Genomic DNA, 19,659 nt, shown 5'->3' with positions numbered 1-19,659 from the left:
ATGAAACTACGTGAACTCGCGCATTCGCGCACCGGCGACAAAGGCAATACGCTGAACATCTCCGTCATCTGCTACGACGCTCGCCACTATGAGCACCTGCGCACGACCTTGACCCCGGAATACGTGAAGGCATTCCTGAGCGACGTCGTCCGTGGGGAGGTGGTTCGCTACGAGTTGCCGCGCCTGGCCGCATTCAACTTCGTGCTTGGCAACGCGTTAGGCGGAGGCGTCACACGCTCGCTCGCGCTTGACGCCCACGGCAAATCGCTGAGTTCGGCGTTGATGGGTATCGACGTACCCGACTTGCCGCCGTCGCCTTAAGGCTTGACCGCCGTCACGTCGATTTCCACCAGCCATTCCGGGCGCGCCAGTGCCTGCACGACGATGCCGGTGGAGACAGGGAACACGCCCTTGAGCCACCGGCCCATCACGTTATAAACAGCCTCACGGTAGCGCGGGTCGACGATATAGACGGTGACCTTGCAAATGTCTTCGAGCTTGCTGCCGCATTCTTCCAGCAGCATCGCAACGTTTGCCATCGCCTTCTCGGTTTGCGCCGAGACATCGCCAATGCCGACGGACTCGCGCGTGTCCAGATCCTGACCGATCTGGCCGCGCAGATAAATCGTGTTGCCCGCGACGACCGCCTGGCAAAGATCGTTGTCGAGCTTTTGCTCCGGATACGTTTCGCGGGTGTTGAATTTGCGGATTCGAGTGTGCGTCATGTGGTATCAGTGCGTCAGAATTTTCGAGAGGAAGCGTTTGACCGCCGGGTTAGCGGTGTCCTGAAAGAACGCGCCGGTGGGGCAATCTTCGACAATGGCGCCGTCTTCCATGAAGACCACCCGATGCGCCACCCGCCGCGCGAAGCCCATTTCGTGCGTGACCACCATCATCGTCATGCCGTCGCGGGCGAGTTCCACCATCACGTCGAGGACTTCGTTGACCATTTCGGGGTCGAGCGCCGACGTCGGTTCGTCGAACAACATCGCTTTCGGGTCCATCGACAACGCGCGCGCAATCGCCACGCGCTGCTGCTGACCGCCCGACAACTGCCCCGGGTACTTGTGCGCATGGGCCGACAGCCCAACCCGATCGAGCAGTGCCCGGGCCTTGGCGCGCGCCGCACCGGCGTCGCGCCCCAACACGATCTGCTGGGCCAGAGTGAGGTTGCGTGTCAGGTCGAGATGCGGAAACAGCTCGAAGTGCTGAAACACCATGCCGACCTTGCTGCGCAGTTTGGGCAACTGCGTCGTCTTCGCCATCAACGACAGCCCGTCGACCACGATGTCGCCCTTCTGAATCGGCTCCAGCGCGTTGACCGTTTTGATCAGCGTCGACTTGCCTGAGCCCGACGGCCCGCAGACCACCACGATCTCGCCCTTACTCACTTGTGTGGAGCATTGCTTGAGCACGTGATGCGTGCCGTACCACTTGTCGATGCCCCGGATATCGATCACCGGCGCGTTGGCCGTCGATGGCGCGCTCATTTTTCGACCTGCTTGTCGAAGTACCCTGCGCGAATCGACGCGCCGATCAGGTTCAGAATCAATCGCCCCGCCGTCACGCACGAAATCAGATTGGCGTCGTCTTTCTCGGGCTGAATCTCCACGATATCCATACCGATCACGCGGCCCTTGCGTACCAAACCGTGAATCAGCTTGCGCGCCTGCACGAAGGTCACGCCACCCGGCGCTGGCCCGGCGACCGCTGGCATCGTCGACGGGTCGAGGCCGTCGGCATCGATGGTGAGGTAGTAGTTACCGCCGTCCGGAATGCGGTCGAGCACGGCATCCATGCCGATGTCGTGCAACTCGTACGCCGTGACCAAGTCCGCGCCATACGCGCGCGCCGCCACGAGTTCGGCTTCACGTCCGCTGCCCTGAGCGCGCAGACCAATTTGAATGATGCGATCCACGTGCGCCATTTCCGACGCGCGGCGGATCGGGCTGGACAGCCCCTCGCGCACGCCGTTCACTTCGTCGCGCCAGTCCAGATGCGCGTCGATGTGCACGAGCGTGATGGGCCCCTTCTGATCGAGCCCGCGCAACACCGGTGTGGTGATGCCGTGGTCGCCGCCGAGCACGATCGGCATGGCGCCGCCCGCCGCAATCTTTCGCACAGCGGCTTCGGCACGTGCGTAGTGTTCGCCGGGCTTCGTCAAGTCGGGGATGATGTCGCCGCAGTCGACAAAGCGGATATCGGTACGGCCTTGCAGCAACGGGCCATCGATATCGAAGTCGTAGTGATCCGGCTTGCGCGCCACACGGTCCGTCGCTTGACGAATCGCCGACGGCGCATTCGTTTGATCGTTACTGAAGTCGGACGCCGCATACGGCGCGCCATACGGCATGCCGAGCACGGCGATATCGGCCTTCAGATTGTCGATATCGAGATCGAGCTCCGAATACAGCAGTGTCGGGTGGCCGACGCGCGGCGCAACGGTATAGGTAGTCATCGTGTTGTCCTTGGGTGGTGATATTCGAGAGGGGGCGACGAGAGATCAAACGTGCCGGGCGCGTCGCCCGATCACCGTCTCAAGACGCCGCCCGACGCTGGCCAGCACCACGCTGCTGGCCCAGTAAAGCAACGCCGTGGTGCCGAGCACTTCGACGTAGGCAAAGGTATTGGCGGTGAGCAAATTGCTCTGGTAGGTCATCTCCGGCAGGCTCATCACCGAGAAGATGGCAGAGTCTTTGAACATCATGATCACGAGGCTGGTGGTCGGCGGCACGAGAAAACCGAACAACTGCGGCGCGATGATGTGACGCTGTGTCTGCCAGTACGTCATGCCGAGCGAGAGCGCCGCATGGGTCTGCCCGCGCGCCACGCTGCGCAATGCCGCGCGCAGAATTTCGCAGAAGTAGCCGCCGGTGTAGAACGCCGTGCATCCCACGGCCACCGTCATGGCCGATGCCCCGACACCCAGCTTGGGCAAACCGAAGAACGACAGGTAGACGAGGATCAAGTACGGGATGTTGCGCACCAGTTCGACATAGGCGAGTGCCACGGGCTTCAATAGCGAGCGCGACTGCGTGGCGTAGGCCGCCACAATGCCGATCAGAATGCCCAGAGGAATACCGATCGCACTGACCAGTGCACTCACGCGCAGCCCTTCGAACAAGACCGGTACGGCGTCTTTGACGATTCCGAAATCAATGACCATGGGGCAGCATCCTCGACACCCGGCGCTCGCACAGTCGCGATGCGGCCGAGATACAAAACAGAATGACGAAGTACACGGCAGCGGTCACCGCAAACACCTGCAACGGCAAATCGGTTTGCAGGGTTGCGTTGCGAGCCACGGTCGCCAGTTCCGGCACCGCGATGATCGACATCAGCGACGACGCCTTGAGCAGAATCGTGAACTCGCTCGTGAGCGGCGGAATCGCCCGATAGATCACCTGTGGCAGCAGCACATGCCGCCAGACATACGGCGCGCGCATGCCCAGCGCGTAGGCGGCGGCGCGTTGTCCCGGCGAAATGGTGCCGAGCGCCCCGCGCAGAATCTCGACGATGTAAGCACTCGTGTTGCAAGCGAGCGCCGCAACCCCGGCCGTGATCGGCGAGATCGAGATGTCGAGCATCGCGGGCACCATGTAGTACGCGATCAGCATGTGAATCAGCGCTGGCGTGCCACGGATCAGACTCACCCACAACACCACGAACGAGCGCACCGGCGCGAACGGCGCAATACGTGCAATGAGCAGCACGATGCCGAGCGCCATACCGATCACGAAGGCGAGCGCCGATGCGCCGATGGTCACCGCCGTGCCCGACACCACGCCCTCGAGAAACGGCGCAATGACCCCGCTTTTATCGAACCCTTCCCACATGGCGGCGGCCGTCAGATCGCGCCCGCAGGCAGATAGTTTTCGTGCGGCGTTTCCATCGGCGCGCCGAACCACTTCTTCTGCAATGCAGCGAGTTTTCCGTTCGCGCGGAATTCGTCGAACGAGTCGTTGATGAACTTGCGAATTTCGAGATCGTTGGGGTTAGCCACCCACGCGAGCAATTTCGGCTGGCCGATCGCGCCTGCGATGCGGAATGCATTGGGCTGCTTGCGCATCTGCACGGCGGCGATGTTCGACGGCATCAGCGCCACGTCCACCGTTTTGTTCGCCAGCGCGTTCGACACGTCGGGATACGCCTGAAACAGCTTGGTCCCCGCGTAGCCCTTGCCCGTCTTCTCTTTCAATTCTTTTTCGAACTCGTCCGCGACCGGTTGCGACGACGAGCCCATTTGCGTGCCCACGGTCTTGCCGCCGATATCCATGTCGCGTTTGATCGAGGCGTCGTCGGCGCGCACCATCAGCACCGAGCGCACGACGCCCACCGGCTGACTGAACGCGAAACGTTTGGCGCGCTCGGGCGTGATGCCCACGCTCGTCGCCACGAAGTCGAACTTGTGCGACATCAGGCCGGGCAGCAGGCCTTGGAACGGCAGGTTCATCTGTTCGAGCTTCACACCGAGCTTCGCGGCCATCAGTTCGAGCACGTCGTGACCGTACCCCACGACCTGACCGTTCTCGACATATTCGAACGGCTCGTAAGCGGCTTCGGTGCCGACAGTGAGCTTGCCGCGCTTCTTGATATCGGCCAGTGTGCCGCCTTCGGCAAACGCCAGCGTCGGCAGCGCCAACACAGCGCCCGAGGCCAGCGTGGCCTTCATAAAGGTTCGTCTGGAGAAGGTCTTCATAGCGTGCCTCGCGTTTTGGGGGTGTTATCAGATGTCCTGCGATCGACTGTATGCGGGCAAAAAGATCATGAAAAATGATTTTTTTATTGGTATGGTTTCAAAAAACGAAACCTTTTGAAGCGAGCAACAACGTTCGCTTATTCACGCGTACAGGAGCCGACGCATGGCCGGACGGGACTTCAACGAACGGGATTTGCGCTCATTGCGCATCTTCTGCGCGGTGGCACAGGCGAGCGGCTTCGCGGCGGCGGAAAAGCAACTGAACATGTCGAAGGCGTCGATCAGCCGTCATATCCGCGACGTGGAGGAGACGCTGGGCGCGCGGCTCTGCGAGCGCGGGCCGTCGGGCTTCGTGCTGACGCACGCGGGGAAGGTGGCGTTGGAGTTGGCGCGCGATGCGCTCAAGTCGTTGGAACGGATTCGGCCCGAGATCGACGCGGTGCGTGGCGTGCTGTCCGGCACGCTGTCGATCGGCATGGTCGAGCACATCGTGTCCGACGTCGGTTGCCATATCCCGGAAGCGCTGGCCGAGTTCAAGGCGCAAGCCCCGGACGTGAAGGTCGAGTTGACGGTAATGACCTTCAACGAACTCGATCTCGCATTGCGCGAGCGCCGGGTGCAAATTGCGATTCGGGGAATGTACCGGCGTGAAGCCGGATTCAACTACCAGCGACTCTTCATCGAACGGCATCAGCTTTTCGTCGCCCGCCATCGCCTGCAAGACGCGAAGTCGTTGCCGCTGGTCTATCGCTCGCAGCCGTTCGTGCATGAGGCGCTCAACACACTGGGCCTCGAGCGCGGTCCGGCGGCTTCGGGGCTGGAGGCGGTTGCGATGCTGGTGCTGTCCGGGCATTACGTCGGGTTGCTGCCGCAGTACTACGCGGCCCTATTTTCCAAGCGCCATGCGCTTGCGCGGGTGCCCGCCGGGCCGGAGTACGAGAACACCATCAGCGCCATCACCGAAACGTCGCGGCCTCGCACGCGTGCACTGGACTTGTTTCTAGAGCTGCTCGCCCGGTTTCATCCCGACGAATGAGATGACACCTCAGCGCGGCTGCGCAAACTGACGGCGGTACTTAACGAACCCGCGCTTGATGTCGCCGCGAAAGCCAGAACGCTCGAAGAATTGATGAGCATCGGCGCGCGACGCCGAACTGAGCAGCATCATCTTCGAGCAGTTTTTCGCCAGACAGAATTGCTCCACCTCGCGCAACAACGCGTAACCCACACCGCTTCCGCGGCATTGTGTGTCCACGACGATGTTCTCGACCACGGCAAACGGCTGGTCGGCATACATGGCATCTGGGCAGATCGTCACGATGACCGTTCCGCGCACCGCGCCATCCACCTCGGCAACGAAGAGCCGCGCGCGACTGTCGTCCGCCAACGCCTGAATCTGCGCTTGCGTGACGCTCACCCTGTCGTCGTCGACCAACTGACGATAAAGCGACTGAAGCGCGCTACGATCAGAGGGCGCGGCAATGCGAACGAGGGTAGAGGATGGCATGAGGGGTCGAAACGAGACTTGCGGCGTGAATTAGGGACCTGCACGATACTTCCGCGATATGACAATCGCGACTCACCCCGCCTGATCGAACAGCGCATACGAGGTGACCGCAGGCGTCTGCGTGATCTGCGCGATCAGGCGCGTGACCGCCAGCGACGGCTCGAAGCTGCGGAAAACGGCAGCGATCTCGGAGTGGATCGGCGGCCCGGCCAACGGCTTGAAGATCACACCGGGAATCGCCGTCGTGCCCACGAGTACGTCTGGCACGATGGCCACGCCTTCGCCTAGCGTTACCTGCGTGAGTACCGCGATAAGCGAGCCCGGCGTCGAACCGCCCGCCGGGGTGAAGCCGCCACGGCGCGCCACTTCGTACGTGCCAAGCGGCTGTTCCGGCACGATGAAGCGCTCGTTCTCCAGCGCATCGGCATCGATAGCGCCCGCCTGCGCCGCAAGTGCATGGCCCGCAGGCAACGCCACGCAAAAACTATCGCGAAACAGGACGTGCGCACGGTGACGGGTATGCAGATTCATCGGCATGCGCAGCAATGCGATGTCGATGCGATTCTCCGCAAGCATCATCGGCAATTCGCCTTGCGGCACCTCGCGCGCATTCACGATGACCCCGGGCCATGCCTGCCGAAAGGTCGCGAGTTGTGACTGCAACACGCCTGAAAACACGGCCGAGCCGATGTAGCCGACTTCCACCCGCCCCGTCTCGCCACGCCCTGCGCGCTGGCCCGCGAGTACCGCGCGCTCCGCCTGCGCGAGGACCAGCAGCGCCTCCTGCAAGAACATCTCGCCCGCCGGGGTGAGTCGCACATCGCGACGACTGCGCACGAAAAGCTGCACGCCAAGATCCCGCTCGATGTCCTGAATCTGCACCGTCAGCGTGGGCGCGGCAATGTCCAACGCTTGCGCCGCGCGGCCGAAGTGCAGCGTCTGGGCAAGCGTCACGAAGTAGCGAAAGTGCCGAAGTTCCACGGAGTCCTCGATGTTGAGACAGGCGTTGGCATGGGCTGACCGCCATGCTACCGCGCCCGCCTTTGCGACGTCACGGTGCATTTCATTAGGTTGAACCTAATAACTTCGCCGCCGCCCGGCAATGACTGTCTCTGCCCTGCGTGATCGAATAACGGCATGCGATTTGCGTTCATTTTCGCGCGCAATTTCGTGCTTTTTTTCATCTTTGCAGAGGGTCTCACCATGATGTCGATATCTCGTTTCAACACCCGCCGCGCAGCACAAACCGTCGCGGTATCGATTGCCTTGTGCGCGGGCGCAGCGCCCTTCACCGCACGTGCCGCCGAATTGCCCACGCGCCCAGTCCTCACGCTCGACGCCGCGCAAAACGTGATTCGCGCGGCACAGGCCAAAGCCAATGCCGAAGGCTGGCCGTGTGTCATTTCCGTGGTCGATGCTGGCGGCCTGCCCATCGCGCTCGTGCGCATGGACAACGCGGCCGTGCCCGCAGGCGTCGATCTCGCACCGGGCAAGGCCCGTACTGCGGCGCTGTTCCGCCGTCCGAGCGGCGTGCTCGAAGATGCGCTGAACGGCAGCCGCCGCGCCGTGGGCACAGCGCCCGGCTATGTGCTCATGCGCGGTGGTCTGCCGCTGGTTGTGAACGGCACGGTGGTCGGTGCGATTGGTGTGTCTGCCGACACGCCGCAGCACGACGAAGAAATCGCCAAGGCCGGTGTGGACGGTCTGATGCAATCGGATAGCAGCCATGGCAACGCCCAGTCCCGCTAAGCCGACGGGCACGGCGGAAGCTGGCGCGGCGACAACCGGCAGCCTCGCGCTGCTGTTGACCGCCTCGACCGGATGCGCGATGACCGTGCTCGACACCAACGTCGTCGGCGTCGTGCTGCCCACCATTTCCGCGCAACTGCATGCGAGCTTTGCCGACGTGCAGTGGGTCATCGGTGCCTACGTGCTGTGCTTCGCCGCGCTCTTGCTGCCCGCGGGTTCGATCGCCGATCGCTTTGGCCGACGCCGTGTGTTTCTCTGCGGCATTGCCGGGTTCGCGTTGGCCTCGCTCGCTTGCGGGCTCGCCCCAACAGCACAGTGGCTGTACCTGGCGCGTGCGGCGCAAGGCGTCGGTGCTGCCTTCCTGCTTGCGCCAGCGCTTGCCATCATCGGTCACGGCTTTCATGAAAAAGAGGCGCGCGCCCGCGCATGGGGTCTATGGGGTGCGGTGATGGGACTGACGATGGTGCTCTCGCCGCTCATCGGCGGCATCATCGGCGACACACTCGGCTGGCGTTGGGCGTTTCACGTCAACGCGCCAATCTGCGCGGCACTGGCGTTCGCCGTCGTACGCATCGTGCCGGAATCCAAGGCAGAAGTGCAGCGCCCGGTAGATGTCCCCGGCATCGCGCTCTTCGCTTCGGCGATGTTCTGTGTGACGTGGGCCTTTATCGTCGGCCCGGCACAGGGCTGGTCTAGCCCCGGCATTCTGCTGCGCATCGCAGCGGGCGTCGTACTGTTCGTCATCTTCGCCAAGGTGGAACGCGCACGGCAGCACCCTATGCTCGACCTGTCGCTATTTCGCTCGTGGCCCTTCGCGGGTGCAACACTTGCCATGTTCTCGTATGCCGCATGCGCGCAAGTGATGGCCTCGCTGCTGCCGCAGTTTCTTCAGAACGCGCGCGGCGAGTCGGTCTTGGGGGCCGGTGTCGCCATGCTGCCGTTCGCGCTAGCCATGCTGTTGCTGCCGCAAGTGGGCAAACGGCTCGCCGCGCGCCTGCCGTCATACCGCATTCTCGTGATCGGATTGGGGCTCACGGGCGTGGGTAACGTGGCGATGTCGTACGTGTCGTCGCAGGGTATCGCGCACTCGGGTCTGCCGCTGATGCTGGCGATGTTCGTGCTTGGCAGCGGGGGCGGCTTGCTCAACGGCGAAACGCAGAAAGCGATCATGGGCACGATTGCCCGCGAGCGCGCCGGGATGGCGTCGGGCATTAGCACGACGTTCCGCTTCTCGGGCATTCTGCTCGGCTATACCGCGCTCGGTGCCGTGCTGACGGCGGGCGTGCATCGCAGCGTGGCGACGGCGGTGCCGCAAGTGTTGCGCACGGCGCAGGTCAACGGTCTTCACGACGTCGCCACCCGCCTCGATTTTGCCGACGCCATTTCCGCTGGCGACTTCGCACAAGCGCTCCATCTCTATCCGCCAGCGCTCGCCACCCCGCTGCTCGATGCCGGACGTATGGCATACCGCCACGGGTTCAGCGGCGCGTTCCTTGCGGCGGGGGCCTTTGCGTTTCTGTGCGCGTTTGCAGTGCAGATGAGCATGGGCCGAGCAGCGCAACCCGAAGCGCTCGCGAACGCGAATTAAAGCCCCACAATCACCTGCCGGTACGTCTCGCACACCTCTCGCACAGCGTTGGGGTCGTGCGGGACCGGCAGCGCCGCCATGGCGCGGAAGAAAGCGTCGTGACGCGCGGGCGTCGAGACGAGCAGCATGCGTGCCGGGGTCTCCATGAGGTTCGTGAAACCGTGCACATCGCCCTTCGCCACGATCACGGTATCGCCCGCAGCAACGTCGCGCGTCACCTCGCCCACCGTGAACTGCAAGCGGCCTTGCGTCATCACGAACGTCTTCGCCTCGTCGAGCGAGCGATGCATCGGCGCACCGCCGTGAGGGTTGACGGTCATATCCATGATCGTGAGATCGCGCGGGCTGCCCACGCCCTCGATGAGCCGCACGTCCATATTGGCGAACGACACGATATCGGCATGCGGATTGAATTCGGATGGCATAAGACGTCTGGCTCCTTCAGTGCTTTGGAAACTCACGCAACGTGAGACTGCCTTCATTTTGCGCAGATGCCGCTTGCAAGAAAAGATGTCTAAAATTGGCAAGACTTGCCAATGGATTGGACAATGGATCTGAACACCACGCTGGCTTTCGTGACTGTCGTCGAGTGCGAGTCTTTCTCGGCCGCGGCGCGCACGCTGGAAATTCCCCGCTCCACAGTGAGCGCTCGCGTGGCCGCGCTCGAAGCGCATTTGGGCACGGTGCTGCTGCGTCGCACGACACGGCGTATTGCGTTGACCGATGATGGACGCGACTACTTTGAGCGAGTCGCGCCTGCGATCGCCGCGTTGCGCGAAGCGGCGCATTTCGGCGCCGCCCGTGCCACGGTGCTAACCGGCTCGATTCGTATGAGCGTGCCGTTCGACTTCCCATTCGACGCTCTGAGCGAAGCGATCACCACGTTTCGCGCGTCGCATCCGCAGGTTCGCTTCGACGTCGTGGTCGACGACAGCGTGAGCGATTTCGTGGACGACAACCTCGATATGGCGATTCGCGGCGGTCACCCGGGTGGCGATCACGTCATCGCCCGCCGCATTGCCAGCTTCCGCTTCGCAAAATTTGCCAGCCCCGCCTTCGGCGTATCGCGCAAGCACGCCACGCCGGATGTGCCGCAACTGGCGTTCAAAAGCCGCGCTGCCCCGGTCGCCCCGGCCCGATCGACTGCACTGAGTCCGCCCGCACACTACGCCGTGGCGACGAACAGCTTCGCGCTGCTCAAGCAACTCGCGCTCCGAGGCGCAGGCGCGGCGGTTTTACCGGAGCACACCTGCGAGGCGGAGCTCACGCGCGGCGAGCTTGTGCGTTATCCGCTCGACACCACAAACGGGAAGTCCTCGGCGGACGCGTCGCAAGCCGGGCTTTATCTCGTGTACCCGTCGCGGCGCGAGCTGAGCCCTCGCGTCAAGGCGTTCTCCGACCATCTTGTAGTCACGCTCGAAAACGCCGCCCACGCGTCGGCGTCATAACGGTGTCGTGACGGCGTGGTGACGGACGCATCGCTATGCAAAGTAAATTTGGTCAGTTTGTCCGGCGCGCACTTCCCCATAGAATGGACACGTCGTCCAATTTCCCTCGGGAGTTTTTGTGTCCAGTCGTATTGATCAAAGCGTTGCCATCCCCGCCCCGGTGCTCGATCACGTTGTCGTCAACGTCAAAGGCGACCTCGAAACCTCGGTCGAGACCTATCGCCGTCTGGGATTCACCCTGACCGAACGCGGTCACCATTCGCTCGGCTCCAGCAACCATCTGGCCATCTTCGGCGAGAACTATCTCGAATTGCTGGGGTTTGAGGCGGGCAAATCGACGGTCCGCCCCGACGTGATGCAGGCCCCCCTCGGCCTCACGGGACTCGCCTTCAAGACGCAAGACTCACACGCGTTGCACGCGGGTTTGGAAGCGCGCGGCGTGTCTGCGCAAGCCCCTGCCGAATTTTTCCGCCCGGTGCGCCTGCCCGACGGCACGACACAAGACGCGCGTTTTAGCACCGTACGCCTCGCGACGGAACTCGTGCGCAACGGCCGCACGTTCTTCTGCCATCACTTCACGCCGGAACACGTGTGGCGTGACGAATGGCGTGAACACCCGAACGGCGTGACCGATATCGTCGGTTACGTCATCTCGACGCCGAATCCGGTTATTACCGCCGCGCTCTACGACCGTGTTTTCGGCCCCGGCGTGCTGACGGCCTTCGGACAAGACGGCTACGCGCTGCAAGCCAGCCGTGCCCGCGTTGAGTTCGTGACGCCTGCCGAAGCCGGGCGACGCTTCGGCGAAGTCGAAACGACCGACGACGGTAGCGAGCGCGGCGTCGCGCTGATTCTGCGCACTCGCTCACTCGCACAGGTGCTCGCCACGCTCAAAGAAAGCCGCATCCCGTCGACGACGCTGGCCGACGGCAGCGTACTCGTCGCCGCCGTCGAAGGCTTTCACGTTGCCCTGCAATTCGTCGAGGGGGCATAACCGTTCGTAGTCTCAATAGCCGCGCGTAGCGTCGTAGACAAACGGCAGCGGCGCACCGCGCAAATGCGCGCCGAGGACATTCGCCACCTGCCTCGCGCGCGCCGCATACGACACTGTCGAGGCAATGTGCGGCGTGATGACGATCTTCGGATGGCGGCGCAAGGCGTCGTCCGGCGGCAGCGGCTCGATATCGAAGACATCGAGCACTGCCGAACGCAATCGGCCGCTATCCAGCGCATCGAGTAGCGCCTGCCGGTCCAGATGCGCCCCGCGTCCCACCTGAATCAGACTCGCACCCGTCGGCAGCCGGGCGAATAGCGTGCGATCCAGAATGCCGCGCGTGGCGGGCGTGTCGGGGAGCAGATTGATGAGAATGTCGGTCTCGGCGAGCATCGCGTTACGCTGGGCCTCCCCAGCGAAGACCGTCACGCCGTCGAGCGATTTCGGCGTCCGTGCCCAGCCGTTCACCTGAAAGCCATGGGCGCGCATGCGTGTCGCGACCGCCCGGCCCAATTCGCCCAAGCCGAGGACGCTCACGCGCGTATCGCGAGCCAAACGCCCTGTGTGCGCGCTCGCCCACTCGCCGTCGCGCTGCGCCGCCACCAACACCGGCATGTCGCGCAGGATGGAGAGCGCCGCCCATGTCACGTAGTCGCTCATGCGCTCGCGTGTCTCGTCGGTCATCATGCGCACGATCGGCACGTTCGCGGGCAAAGCCGGGTCCGCCAGAATGTGGTCGACACCCGCTGCCGCGCTCAAAATCAATCGCAACTTGGGGTAATCGGCCAGCCGCCCGTGATCGGGCTGATAGACGAGTGCGTATTTCACGCTGCGCGCGTCGACGAATGGATCGTCCCATCCGTACACACGCAGTCCTGGCATGAGCCGGGCGAAGTGATGCTGCCACTCCGTGAGCGCGGCCTCGCCGCCCGATTTAATCAATAACGTATCGCCTTGCATCGCTTCACCGCTGGTTTACTGCGTTGTCATGCTACTGACCCGCTTGCCCGCTGCTAACCAACGGATATCGAAAAGCAAATAAGTCCCGGCGAGAAATACGCTTTGCGTTCAAGTCATAACGTCGGCATTTGGCCTGCGTCGTCTCGCATGGCGAGAAATTCCAAGATTTTTTACGCCTTGGTACTTCCTGCTAAAACGGACCGTCACCCCGTGCAGATCTCCGCCCCATGCGGCCGATCACCATGCTGCAACGCAACAATGTCGCGCATTATTTCCAATTCTGAAACGATCAATCCAGCGCGCAGGCATTGCCCCGGCCCGCGGGGAACCGCTATAGTTGCCCCGCCCCCGCGACGCGATGCGCTGATTCCTTAATGTGTGAAGTGCATATTGGCTGGACGAATCGCATTTGCGTCATGTTGCAACGTGGTTAACGCGATGCCGCCCATCGCCAATAGAAATGAGAGACACAGTCACAACGAGCGCCGATACCACCAACGTCCCGCCCACCCCTGAAGAAGTGCGCAAACGCGTCTTCGCCATCGTGGCGGCCTCGTCCGGGAATCTGGTCGAGTGGTTCGACTTCTACATTTACGCGTTCTGCGCGATCTACTTCGCGCCGGCGTTCTTCCCCAGTTCCGACCCGACCGCGCAGTTGCTCAACACGGCGGGGGTGTTCGCAGCAGGCTTCCTGATGCGCCCGATCGGCGGCTGGATCTTCGGCCGCATCGCCGACCGTCAGGGCCGCAAGAACTCGATGGTCATCTCCGTGATGATGATGTGCTTCGGCTCGCTGCTCATCGCCGCGCTGCCGACCTACGCCAGCATCGGTAACTGGGCACCGGCGCTGCTGCTGTTCGCGCGTCTGCTGCAAGGTCTGTCGGTCGGTGGCGAGTACGGCACCACGGCCACCTACATGAGCGAAGTGGCGCTCAAGGGCCGTCGCGGCTTCTTCTCGTCGTTCCAGTACGTGACCCTCATCGGCGGCCAGTTGCTCGCCGTCTTGGTGGTCGTGATTCTTCAGCAGTTGCTCGACGAGGCTGAACTCAAGGCCTGGGGCTGGCGTATTCCGTTCGTGGTCGGTGCGATCACGGCCGTGGTGGCGCTGATGCTGCGCCGTACGCTGCACGAAACGTCGACGGCGGCCAGCCGTACGAATAGCGAAGCCGGTACGCTGGCGGGTCTGTTCCGCAATCACAAGGCGGCATTCTTCACCGTGCTGGGTTACACCGCTGGTGGCTCGCTGATCTTCTACACGTTCACCACTTACATGCAGAAGTATCTGGTGAACACCGCGGGTATGCCGATCAAGACCGCCAGCTACATCATGACGGGCTGCCTGTTCGTGTACATGTGCATGCAGCCGCTGTTCGGCGCGCTGTCGGACCGCATCGGCCGCCGCAACAACATGCTGCTGTTCGGGCTGCTCGGTGCGATTGCCACGGTGCCTATCCTGACTGCGCTCAAGACCGTGCAAAGCCCGATCGCCGCTTTCCTGCTGATCTGTCTGGCACTGGCGATCGTGAGCTTCTACACGTCGATCAGCGGTATCGTGAAAGCCGAAATGTTCCCGACGGAAGTCCGCGCCTTGGGCGTGGGTCTGGCCTACGCGGTCGCTAACGCGATCTTCGGCGGCTCGGCGGAATACGTGGCACTGGGCCTGAAGAAGGCCGGTCAGGAACCGACGTTCTACTGGTACGTGACCGCTATGATGGTGATCGCATTCTTCGTCAGCTTGCGCTTGCCGCGAGAGGCGAAGTACCTGCATCACGAGCATTAATGCTCACAACTCGGCGCGCTGGGCTCGCGTCGGGTTGTCTTGCAAGACGTCCCGCCTCCCCGGCGGGACGATTCGGCTCTCCCTTGCTTCCCCCCCGCCTTACCTCCCGCAGTCCCCTTCCGTGCTTGCTTCTCCATGCCCCGAGTGTTGTCATCGGCGCAACCCATGCTGTCGCATAAAATCGCTTGACCCTCACGTTACGTGAGCCTTCAGCCTTGTCGTATGCCAGAAGACACGGGAGTGCCCAGATGTTGCTCAAAGTCGGTGAACTAGCCAAACGTTGCGGCCTGACGGTGCGCACGCTCCACCACTACGACACCCTCGGCTTGCTCACGCCTTCGGCACGCTCCGATGCCGGTTATCGGCTCTACGACCGCGACGACATCTCGCGCCTGCACCAGATTCAGGCGCTGCGCCGCTTCGGCATGTCGCTCACCGACATCGGCACTTGGTTGGCAAGACCCGACGTACCGCTCGCCTCGCTGGTCACCCGACAGATCGAAATGCTCACGCATCAGATCGACGAGGCGGCGCGCCTTCGCGACCGGCTCACCGGATTGCGCGCGCAGTTGGACAGCGGCGACACACCGGATCTTGCCGAATGGCTGACGACGCTGGAGTTGATGACCATGTACGACAAGTACTTCACGCAAGACGAACTCGCCCGCTTACCGCTGTACCAGAACGATATCGCGCGGGAAACCGAATGGCCCGCGATGGTGGCGCACGTGCAGGCGCTCATGGCGGCTGGAGACACGCCGCAAAGCGACGCTGCACAAGCGGCGGCGCGTCAGTGGATGGCGATGGTCGAGCGCGACACAGGCGGCGATGCCCGGCTGCTCGCCAAGCTCAATCACATGCACACCACCGAGTCGGAGATGGTGACGCAAACGGGCATCACTCCCGAACTGATGCGCTTTGTGCAGGAAGCCTTCGCGCAGACGAAGTTCACGCTATACGCGAAGTACCTCGATGAAGCCGAGATGCGCTTCTTGCAGACGAACTATCTGACTTACACATATGAATGGCCGGTGCTCATCGGCGCGCTTCGCGATCAAATGGAGAAAGGCACGCCGCCACAATCGCCCGAAGTTCAGACGCTCGTCCAACGGTGGATGACGTATTTCCGTTCGTACGCTGGCGACAACCCAGCGACGCACGCGAAGATTCGCGCGGCGCACATGAACGAACCGGAATTGATGGCGGGCACGCTGGTCGATGCGCGTCTGATCGAGTATCTGAAACAAGGGATGGCGCATCTCCGGCCGCAGTAATGCGAGCGCTCGCAACCAGCCTCGGGGACACGCGTGCAGCGTTAGGGCGCGTCGTCTTCCGCCGCGCGCTGCGCTGCCTGCCAAATCGCATCAAGCACGTGATGCGGCTGGTGGCGCCGCCGGTATAGCGCGATATCGAACCCGATCTGCCAGTCTTTACCGCCGACGATGGCGAGGGTGCCTCGGCTTACGTCGTCGGCGACCAGCCGCTGCGGCAACCACGCGATGCCGGCGCCGCGTCGCGCCATCGCAAGAATCGCTTCGTATGAATCCGCCTGATACACCGGCTTGAGCATCGGCCGGTTCGGCATTTCTGCCAGATGACGCGCCAGCACGGCACGCAACGTCAGTGTGCGGGCAAACGCCAGCCAAGGAATTGGCGTCGGCCCTGCGGCCAATCGGTACTTCGCGCGCCCCTTCGCATCGAGGGCGCTCACGGGTACCAACACCTCGCGCGACACCGTCAGCCAGTCGAATCGCTCCCGATCGATGAGCAGCCGCGTGTGCGGACTGGAATAGACGAGCAGCAGATCGACCTCGCCCGAGGCCAGCCGCAGAATGGCCTCCTCGGCCCCGCTGGTGGACAGCGTCGCCGTGAAAAAGCCGATGCGCGAAACCGTCTGATCGTACCAATCGGGAAAGAACGTCGCCGCGAGCGTGCGGCCCGTCGCGATCTTGAGATTGTTTTCGAGTGTGGGCGCGGCGTCCTGCAAATGCGTTCGCGCGCCGTGCAGAATTTCGAGCGCGTTGGTCGCGGCATCGAGAAAGACGGTCCCGGCAGCAGTGAGTTCGAGCGGCTTGGTACGCTCGATGAGCCGCGTGCCGACCCACTCTTCGAGTGCACGAATGCGGCGCCCGAATGCCGGATGCGTGACGAAACGGTTCTCGGCCGCCCGCGTAAAACTGCGCGTGCGTGCGAGTTCGACGAAGTCTTCAAGCCACCGGAGTTGCATGCCGTTTCCTCACGCCAACAGGTTTGCGAGCGTCAGATCAGCCCTTCGAGAGCGATTTGAGCGCGTGCTTGATACCGTCGGACACGGTCGTGCCTTCGGGCACCGTCTTCACGGCAGCCAGCGCTTCTTTGTCGGAATAGCCCAGCGCAAGCAGCGCATTGACCACATCGCTCTTGTGATCGTGCGGCGTCGCCGTACCCGGCACCGTGCCCAGTTGCGCGCCAAGTTTGCCCTTGAGTTCGAGCAACAGACGCTCGGCGGTTTTCTTGCCGATCCCCGGAATCTTCACGAGGCGGCCCGACTCTTGCAGCGTCACCGCCTGCGCAATGTCGGCCACGCTCATCCCCGAGAGAATCGCCAACGCCGTACGGGCGCCAACGCCCGAGATCTTGAGCAATTCGCGGAAAGTGTTGCGCTCATCGACGCTGCCGAAGCCGAACAGCAATTGCGCGTCCTCGCGCACGATGAACTGCGTGAGCAGCGTCACACGCTCGCCAATGTTAGGCAAATTGAAGAAGGTGCTCATGGGCACCGAGATTTCATAGCCGACGCCCTGACAATCGACCAGGAGGTGCGGCGGATTCTTTTCCAGCAAGGTGCCGGAGATGCGGCCAATCATTGACGCCCCGAGAGAGTGACTTTTCAGGCGGCAAGTGTAGCAAACGGCGGGCGTCGGGGCGCGCAAGCCCGGCCAGCTTGCCTCAGCGCAGGCTGTCGAGCAGCTTGTGCGCGTTTTCCGTGCGAATGCCTTCGGCAAGCGCCGGGTCGGCGTCGGCCAATTGGGTATGCGGCGTGAGCAGCCCCATCGGAAACGGCCAGTCCGATCCGAACAGCACATGATCCCGCCCGAATACCGATGCACTGAGTGCGAGCGCCTGCGGATCGTGCACGATGCTATCGACGTAGAAGCGCCCGAGCACGGTGCGCGGCGTCGGCAGCGAGGTATCGACGCCGGGCCGCGCCGTTCGATATCCGCGCTCGTACCTGCCCGCGAGCATCGCCGTCGCGCCGCCGCCATGCGCCAGACAGAAGCGGATCTTCGGATGCCGTGCCGCCACGCCGCCAAAGACCAGATGCGAGGCGGCGACGGCCGTCTCCACTGGGTTGCCCATCAGATTCTCGAGATAGAAGTTGGCGAGCCGCGTATCGCAACAATGCCCCGGGTGCAGAAAAACGAAGGCGCCTTGCCGGTCGAGCACCCGCCAGAGCGACGCGTAGCGGTCGTCGGAAAGCGTGCCGTCGTATCCGCCAGCCGCCGCGGCGTAGCGTGCGTCTCGTGGGTTCGACGCCGCAATTTCCTGCGCGAGTTCGGGATGCTCCAGTGGCAGGTGCACCAGCGCCGAGAGACGCGTGTCGTGTTTCGCACAGACGTCGGCCAGCGCGTCGTTGACGTACCGGCACCATGCGCGCGACGCCTCCTCAGGCAAATGCGCGCGATACAACGGTGGCGGAATCGATACCCACGCGCGTTCGATTCCCTGTTCGTCCATCCACGCGATGAGCGACTCGGGAGAGAACAACGCGCCGATGCCGACGATATGCCCGTCGACGTCGAGCTTGCGTTGCGAGGCGTCCCAGCGCACGCCATCGATGCCCGCGAGCCGTGACGGCTCGATGGGGGCGAGATGCGCGTGCACGTCCAGCGCAATGCGAGGTATTGTCATGGCCCTTACTCCGTTGTGTTACCCGCCGTTTGCCTGTCCCGGCAAATCTGTCCGACAGAAAATCCGCCGACGAATGCTGCGCTCGTCAGCGAGGTTCCAGATTCGCGTTCATGTCTTTGCCCCAAAACTCGGGAGACCAACGCGGCCCCCACGTGTAGGGCAAGTCTTTCCAGTCGCGGCACACCCATGCGCTGGTGATCTTGTCCATATCGGCATAGAACTCCACCCAGCTACCCCACGGGTCGCGGACGTAGTGAAACAAGTTCGACGCGATGGCGTGCCGCCCCGGGCCGAAGCCGTCGCCATAGCCCGCGTCGCGCATACGCCAAGCGCCATAACCGATGTCGTCGAAACCCGGCACTTGAAAACTCGCATGCTGAAAGCCGCGATGGGTGCTATTGATCAGCCCGAAGCAGTGATGGTCGATCACGCCGACACCCGCCGCCATGAAGGCGACCTTGCCCGCGGCACGGTCGGTGGTGCGCAGACCAAGCACCTTGGCGTAAAAGAATTCGGCGCGCTCCCAATCGTTCGTGAAGATCAGCAGATGGCCGATACGCAGCGGCACGCGCGCTTTATCCAGCGATTGCCAAAGATTGACGTCCACCCGGCGCGACTCGCCACCGAAGTTGTACGTAGGCATCGCCACGCGCGGCTGGGCCTGCGCCGACTCGGGCAACAAATGAATCCACGTGCCCCACGGGTCTTCGAACCACAACCCCTCGCGTTGCCAGCCCGCAGGCGCACGCGTGTGAACCTTCAAACCGTTCGCCTCGATTTGCGCCGTGAACGCGTCGACGGTGTCGGGCTCGATGCGAAACGACAAGTGATGCAAACGCTTCTCGTCGCCTCGTGTGAGCACGATTTCATCGCCACTACGCCCCTGGCAGTTGCACAAGAGCGCTTGTCCATCGGCGGTGGGCTTCACGTCGAGGCCGAAGGTGCTGTAGAACTTACTCGCGGTCTCCAGATCGGGCACCGTCATGCCGAAACCGTTGAGCCCGCTGACTGCTACCGTTTCCATGGAAATCCTTATCGGGTTG

At 62.9% G+C, this 19,659-nt stretch carries 22 protein-coding genes; 8 read left to right on the top strand and 14 right to left on the bottom strand.

All coding sequences use genetic code 11. From position 1 onward, the window contains the following. A complete protein-coding gene (locus PPN31114_RS13940; RefSeq protein ID WP_150680055.1) occupies positions 1-321 on the top strand; it encodes an AtuA-related protein in 321 nt (106 codons plus the stop codon). On the opposite strand, the gene PPN31114_RS13935 is transcribed toward PPN31114_RS13940, so the two are convergent. Genes PPN31114_RS13935 through PPN31114_RS13910 form a run of 6 tightly spaced genes read right to left on the bottom strand, consistent with a single transcriptional unit; the run spans position 318 to position 4,699 of the window. Continuing rightward, complete coding sequence (locus PPN31114_RS13935) at positions 318-725, bottom strand: RidA family protein (protein ID WP_150680054.1); 408 nt, start codon at positions 723-725, stop codon at positions 318-320. The genes PPN31114_RS13940 and PPN31114_RS13935 overlap by 4 nt on opposite strands. A 6-nt stretch (positions 726-731) precedes the next feature. Beyond that, positions 732-1,460 carry an amino acid ABC transporter ATP-binding protein gene (locus PPN31114_RS13930; protein WP_150680425.1) on the bottom strand — a complete coding sequence of 243 codons (729 nt, stop codon included), beginning with the start codon at positions 1,458-1,460 and terminating at the stop codon, positions 732-734. Positions 1,461-1,486: 26 nt separating this feature from the next. Further along, positions 1,487-2,458: an agmatinase gene (locus tag PPN31114_RS13925; RefSeq protein ID WP_150680053.1), complete on the bottom strand. Its 972-nt coding sequence runs from the start codon at positions 2,456-2,458 to the stop codon at positions 1,487-1,489. A gap of 45 nt (positions 2,459-2,503) precedes the next feature. Then, positions 2,504-3,166: an amino acid ABC transporter permease gene (locus PPN31114_RS13920; protein WP_150680052.1), complete on the bottom strand. Its 663-nt coding sequence runs from the start codon at positions 3,164-3,166 to the stop codon at positions 2,504-2,506. Next, a complete protein-coding gene (locus PPN31114_RS13915) occupies positions 3,156-3,836 on the bottom strand; it encodes an amino acid ABC transporter permease (RefSeq protein ID WP_150680051.1) in 681 nt (226 codons plus the stop codon). The genes PPN31114_RS13920 and PPN31114_RS13915 overlap by 11 nt, the downstream gene beginning before the upstream one ends. A gap of 11 nt (positions 3,837-3,847) precedes the next feature. Then, positions 3,848-4,699 (bottom strand): substrate-binding domain-containing protein, encoded by an 852-nt coding sequence (locus PPN31114_RS13910; protein ID WP_150680050.1) that lies wholly within the window; start codon positions 4,697-4,699, stop codon positions 3,848-3,850. A gap of 163 nt (positions 4,700-4,862) precedes the next feature. Between PPN31114_RS13910 and PPN31114_RS13905 the strand changes: the two genes are divergently transcribed. Continuing rightward, the gene (locus PPN31114_RS13905) at positions 4,863-5,735 is read left to right on the top strand and encodes a LysR family transcriptional regulator (protein ID WP_150680049.1); all 873 of its coding nucleotides are present in this window, start codon (positions 4,863-4,865) and stop codon (positions 5,733-5,735) included. Between the two features lie 9 nt (positions 5,736-5,744). On the opposite strand, the gene PPN31114_RS13900 is transcribed toward PPN31114_RS13905, so the two are convergent. Further along, entirely contained in the window at positions 5,745-6,206 is a 462-nt protein-coding gene (locus PPN31114_RS13900) for a GNAT family N-acetyltransferase (RefSeq protein WP_150680048.1), read from the bottom strand. Between the two features lie 72 nt (positions 6,207-6,278). Beyond that, positions 6,279-7,187 (bottom strand): LysR substrate-binding domain-containing protein, encoded by a 909-nt coding sequence (locus PPN31114_RS13895; RefSeq protein ID WP_150680047.1) that lies wholly within the window; start codon positions 7,185-7,187, stop codon positions 6,279-6,281. 222 nt (positions 7,188-7,409) lie between these two features. Here PPN31114_RS13895 and PPN31114_RS13890 point away from each other — a divergent pair, with 222 nt between their 5' ends. Beyond that, positions 7,410-7,955, top strand: coding sequence for a GlcG/HbpS family heme-binding protein (locus PPN31114_RS13890; RefSeq protein ID WP_246182540.1), 546 nt, complete (start codon positions 7,410-7,412; stop codon positions 7,953-7,955). Continuing rightward, positions 7,933-9,543 (top strand): MFS transporter, encoded by a 1,611-nt coding sequence (locus PPN31114_RS13885; protein WP_150680046.1) that lies wholly within the window; start codon positions 7,933-7,935, stop codon positions 9,541-9,543. Before PPN31114_RS13890 ends, PPN31114_RS13885 begins: the two co-directional genes overlap by 23 nt. Here the strand turns inward: PPN31114_RS13885 and PPN31114_RS26180 are convergent. After that, positions 9,540-9,968: a cupin domain-containing protein gene (locus tag PPN31114_RS26180; RefSeq protein ID WP_174988020.1), complete on the bottom strand. Its 429-nt coding sequence runs from the start codon at positions 9,966-9,968 to the stop codon at positions 9,540-9,542. The two genes, PPN31114_RS13885 and PPN31114_RS26180, sit on opposite strands and share 4 nt — an antisense overlap. 123 nt (positions 9,969-10,091) lie before the next feature. On the opposite strand from PPN31114_RS26180, the gene PPN31114_RS13875 reads away from it, so the two are divergent. Next, positions 10,092-10,991 (top strand): LysR family transcriptional regulator, encoded by a 900-nt coding sequence (locus PPN31114_RS13875; protein ID WP_174988017.1) that lies wholly within the window; start codon positions 10,092-10,094, stop codon positions 10,989-10,991. Between the two features lie 118 nt (positions 10,992-11,109). Further along, on the top strand, positions 11,110-11,985 hold the full coding sequence (locus tag PPN31114_RS13870) for a VOC family protein (protein WP_246182539.1): 876 nt from the start codon (positions 11,110-11,112) through the stop codon (positions 11,983-11,985). Between the two features lie 12 nt (positions 11,986-11,997). Here the strand turns inward: PPN31114_RS13870 and PPN31114_RS13865 are convergent, their stop codons facing one another. Beyond that, entirely contained in the window at positions 11,998-12,945 is a 948-nt protein-coding gene (locus PPN31114_RS13865) for a 2-hydroxyacid dehydrogenase (RefSeq protein WP_150680043.1), read from the bottom strand. Between the two features lie 460 nt (positions 12,946-13,405). Here PPN31114_RS13865 and PPN31114_RS13860 point away from each other — a divergent pair, with 460 nt between their 5' ends. Next, positions 13,406-14,725: an MFS family transporter gene (locus PPN31114_RS13860; protein WP_150680042.1), complete on the top strand. Its 1,320-nt coding sequence runs from the start codon at positions 13,406-13,408 to the stop codon at positions 14,723-14,725. A 248-nt stretch (positions 14,726-14,973) separates the two neighbouring features. Then, a complete protein-coding gene (locus tag PPN31114_RS13855; protein ID WP_150680041.1) occupies positions 14,974-15,999 on the top strand; it encodes a MerR family transcriptional regulator in 1,026 nt (341 codons plus the stop codon). 41 nt (positions 16,000-16,040) lie between these two features. Here PPN31114_RS13855 and PPN31114_RS13850 read toward each other — a convergent pair whose 3' ends face one another. The 4 genes from PPN31114_RS13850 to PPN31114_RS13835 all read right to left on the bottom strand — a co-directional run bounded on the left by PPN31114_RS13850 (position 16,041) and on the right by PPN31114_RS13835 (position 19,640). Then, complete coding sequence (locus PPN31114_RS13850) at positions 16,041-16,952, bottom strand: LysR family transcriptional regulator (protein ID WP_150680040.1); 912 nt, start codon at positions 16,950-16,952, stop codon at positions 16,041-16,043. Between the two features lie 37 nt (positions 16,953-16,989). Next, entirely contained in the window at positions 16,990-17,571 is a 582-nt protein-coding gene (gene ruvA / locus PPN31114_RS13845) for a Holliday junction branch migration protein RuvA (protein WP_150680039.1), read from the bottom strand. Between the two features lie 82 nt (positions 17,572-17,653). Then, entirely contained in the window at positions 17,654-18,616 is a 963-nt protein-coding gene (locus PPN31114_RS13840) for an amidohydrolase family protein (RefSeq protein WP_150680038.1), read from the bottom strand. An 85-nt stretch (positions 18,617-18,701) separates the two neighbouring features. After that, positions 18,702-19,640 (bottom strand): VOC family protein, encoded by a 939-nt coding sequence (locus PPN31114_RS13835; protein WP_150680037.1) that lies wholly within the window; start codon positions 19,638-19,640, stop codon positions 18,702-18,704. Between the last annotated feature and the right edge of the window lie 19 nt (positions 19,641-19,659).

Source organism: Pandoraea pneumonica, assembly GCF_902459645.1.
GTDB lineage: Bacteria > Pseudomonadota > Gammaproteobacteria > Burkholderiales > Burkholderiaceae > Pandoraea > Pandoraea pneumonica.
This window is presented reverse-complemented; position numbering and strand designations above follow the sequence as displayed.